General features: G+C 69.4%; 3 protein-coding genes and 1 pseudogene. All 4 read left to right on the top strand.

Translation table 11 applies throughout. From position 1 onward, the window contains the following. A partial coding sequence (locus D9599_RS30295) for a hypothetical protein (protein ID WP_232481135.1) occupies nt 1-757 on the top strand: 757 nt, incomplete at its 5' end. Nucleotides 758-824: 67 nt separating this feature from the next. Continuing rightward, nucleotides 825-1,430, top strand: a complete 606-nt coding sequence (locus D9599_RS30290) for a TRAP transporter small permease subunit (RefSeq protein WP_198385057.1) — start codon at nt 825-827, stop codon at nt 1,428-1,430. Nucleotides 1,431-1,437: 7 nt separating this feature from the next. Beyond that, on the top strand, nt 1,438-2,829 hold the full coding sequence (locus tag D9599_RS30285) for a TRAP transporter large permease subunit (protein ID WP_198385056.1): 1,392 nt from the start codon (nt 1,438-1,440) through the stop codon (nt 2,827-2,829). Nucleotides 2,830-2,834: 5 nt separating this feature from the next. Continuing rightward, a pseudogene (locus D9599_RS30280) lies at nt 2,835-3,626 on the top strand (hypothetical protein); the annotation flags it as partial.

Raw genomic sequence — 3,626 nt, 5'->3', positions numbered from 1 at the left:
ACTCTCGGGGCTGTTTGGCCTCTATGTCTGGCGCGTGCGCCATGTGCCGCAGGCGGATGAGCTGGAAGAGGAGGAGCCTGGCCCGGCCGCGGCTCTCAAGGCCCTTTCGCCTGCCGGGCAATGGGCCGCCATGGCCGGCCTCGCGCTCGTCGCTTGCGCCGTGATCCTCGCCGCGGCCGAGCCCTTTGCCGAAGCTATGGTGGAAGCCGGGCGGGCTATCGGCCTCAACGAGTTTCTCCTGATTCAGTGGCTGGCTCCTCTCGCCAGCGAGGCGCCGGCCATCTCGGTCGCAGTACTGTTCGTGCTCGCCGGACGCGCGGCGAACGGCCTCACGACATTGATCAGCGACAAGATCAACCAGTGGACCCTGCTGGTCGGCATGCTGCCGATGGCCATGAGCGTCGGAGCGGGCGCGCTGACGGCACTGCCGCTCGATGCGCGGCAAGGGGAGGAGTTCTTCCTCACGGCCGCCCAGTCGCTCCTTGGCCTTGGGCTGCTGCTACGCCTACGTCTCGGGCTCTGGTCCGCCCTTGCCCTCGCCGGCCTGTTCGCGGTCCAGGTGGCGTTCGCCTTTTTCTACAAGGACGACGAAGTCCGTACGATCGCCACGCTCACGATGCTGGCCTGGGTCTATCTTGGCATCGCCGCCATCCTCTTCGCCGTGAACGGCGGACGCCTGATCGGCATCCTGCGCATCACGTTCCTTGGTGCGCCCGCGAGCGCGACCCCAGTGCCAGATCGGGAGGGAGTGCGATGATCGCTTGCCATTCAATCCGCCTCGCCGCCCCAAGCCTGCGGCCGTCCCTACCGCTCGCGAGACCCGTATGAGCGGCGACGATGACAACCTGCCGAAGGATTTCGCGCACCTCACCCGGGCCTATCGCCGGGCGCTCCAACTTGCCGACGCCCTGGACGGGATCACTGCCCTTGTCGCCCGCGGTGCCCGGTGGGCGCTTCTCGCCAATGCCCTTCTCATCACCGCGAACGCGCTGAGCCGCAAGTTCCTCGGCGTCGCCTGGTCCTCGGCCCTCGACCTGCAATGGCACTTCTTCGCCGCCGTCGTGCTGCTGACCGCGGCCTACGCGCTCCAGCGCGACCTGCATGTCCGCATGGACGCCCTCTCCGGCCGTCTGGGCGAGCGTGGACAATCCTGGATCGACCTCCTCGGCATCCTCCTCGTTCTCCTGCCTCTTTGCCTTGCCGCGGTTTGGTCGAGCTACCCAGGATTCGCCCAAGCCTTCGTCGGGGGTGAGACCCGCGCATCGCGCGAGTCCACAAGCACCCTCCCGGCCTGGATTATGAAGGGATTCATTCCCCTCGGGTTCGGGTTGCTTGCCCTCCAGGGCATTGCCGAGGCTGTGCGCTGCGTCGCGTCGATCGCGGGCGTCGGGGCCCGCCCCGATCACCGCCGTCGGCTCCTGCCGGAATAGGCCAGCCGTGTCCGACCTCCTCGCCCCCGCGATGTTCGGCGGTCTCGTTCTCGCCGTGCTCTCCGGCTTCCCCGTGGCCTTCGCCCTTGCCGCCGTCGCAGCGACCTTCGGGCTGATCGGGGCGGCCGCAGGCCATTTCGACGTGACCTTCCTCCAGATCATGATCCTGCGGATGGACAGCGTCTTCGCGAACGACAACCTGCTGGCCGTGCCGATGCTCATCCTTATGGGCATGCTGATGGAGCGGACCGGCATCGCGGAGGACATGTTCGTTGCCCTGAACCGCCTCTTCGGCCGCCTCCCCGGCGGCCTCGCCTACACGACCGTCCTCGTCGGCGCGGTGCTGTCGGCCATCACGGGCTTTGTCTCGGCCTCGGTGGTCGCGCTCGGTCTCATTGCGCTGCCCGTCATGCTGCGGGCGGGATACGATCCGCGCCTCGCGAGCGGGGTCGTGACGGCAAGCGCCACGCTTGCCCAGGTGATCCCGCCGAGCCTTGTCCTCATCGTCCTCGCGGAGCAGTTGGAGGTGTCACTCGCGGATATCTACCGCGGCGCGCTCCTGCCGAGTGCGATCCTCGTCGGCGGCTACATGGCCTATGTGTTCCTGGCGGTGCGCGGGCGGCCGGAACGCGCGCCGCCGGCCGCGCCGGCATCTGGGGAGGAGGGCCCCGCCGTCCGGCCCTGGCTGGACGCGAGCGTGGCCGCAGGAGTGCCCCTGGTCATCGTGCTGACGGTGCTCGCCGCGATCTACCTTGGCGTCGCGGCGCCGACCGAGGGCGGCGCCGTCGGGGTGACCGCGACCCTTCTCTTCGGCCTCGCGCGGCGTAGGCTGACCCTGACGGGACTGCGCCAGGCCATGGAGGTGACCGCCAATCTCACCTCCGGCCTCATCTTCCTCCTGCTCGGGGCCTCGTTCTTCATCCTCGTGTTCCGGGGCCTCGACGGCCAAGCATGGGTAGATGGGCTCCTCTCGTCCCTCCCTGCCGGAGCGCTTGGCTTCGTGGTCGCGCTGAACCTCCTCGTCTTCTTCCTGGCCTTCTTCATCGAGTTCTTCGAGATCGCCTTTATCGTGCTGCCCCTTGTGGTGCCGGTCGCGCGTCAGCTCGGGATCGACATGATCTGGCTCACCGTGCTTCTCGCGATCAACCTTCAGACGTCCTTCATGCATCCCCCCCTTGGCCTCGCGATCCTCAACCTGAGGACGGTGGCACCGAAGGCACTCAACACCATCACCCTCTACCGGGGCGCGCTGCCCTTCCTCGCTATCCAGGCGCTCGTGGTCGCGCTCCTCGTCGCGGCGCCGGCAATTGTCCTTAAGCGGACGCCGGCTATGGCCGATCCGGTCCGGTCGTTCGAATCACAGCTCCCGCCGCCGCCGCTCCTGATCGAGGAACTCTGATCGCCGTGCGGCCATACCCTCCCACCCAGCACAGCGCCGCTGCTCGCCCCGCGGACGACATGCCAAACGGCCTGCTCACGGCGCGTGCCCTCGTCACTCTCGCGCGGCGGCCCTGGGCAGTGATTGCTGCGCGCGCGGCTGCCGCCCTCGCCCTTGGGGCCGTCTTACCGCTCGCTCTCGCGCCGCTTCACCTTGTCCCCGCGCTGTTCCTCGCCTTCGGCGGCCTCCTCCTCCTCCTGGAGCGCACGCCGACCGTCTGGGGCGCCCTGGCCCTCGGCTGGCTCTTTGGCCTCAGTTCCTTCGCCGTGGGCTTGTCTTGGATCACTGAGGCGTTCGACGTGGACGCGGAGCGGTTCGGCGCGCTTGCCCTCCCTGCGCTGCTCGGTCTCGCCGCCTGCCTCGCCCTCTTTCCGGCGGCGGGCGTTGCCGCGGCGCGAGCCGCCATCCGGGGGGATGAGGCGCGCCGCGGCGGGGCAGGGCTCCTCGCGGCGCTCGCAGCGGGTTGGACGGCTGCCGAGTGGCTCCGCAGCGTGCTGCTGACGGGCTTTCCCTGGAACCTCGTCGGAACCGCCTGGGGCTTTGCGGACGCGCCGCTCCAGGCCGTTTCCGTCATTGGACCCCACGGCCTCGGCCTCCTCACCGTAGCGGTCGCCGCCGCCCCGGCTCTCGCGCTCGGGCGACGTCGGTGGTGGCTGCCCCTCGCGGCCTCGGCGGCGGGGGGCGCTCTTCTCTGGGGGTTCGGCCTCCTTCGGCTCGCCGCGCCCCTCCCGTCGGACCTCCTGGACGTCCGGCTGCGG

The sequence above is a fragment of the Roseomonas sp. KE2513 genome (assembly GCF_016107305.1).
Taxonomy (GTDB): domain Bacteria; phylum Pseudomonadota; class Alphaproteobacteria; order Acetobacterales; family Acetobacteraceae; genus Roseomonas.
Note: the sequence above shows the minus strand (reverse complement) of the source record. Positions and strands in the feature narration are given on the sequence as shown.

What these genes read in the sequence shown, in the direction of transcription:
- D9599_RS30290 (WP_198385057.1), top strand. Translation starts at nt 825, where the DNA reads ATGAGCGGCGACGATGACAACCTGCCGAAGGATTTCGCGCACCTCACC.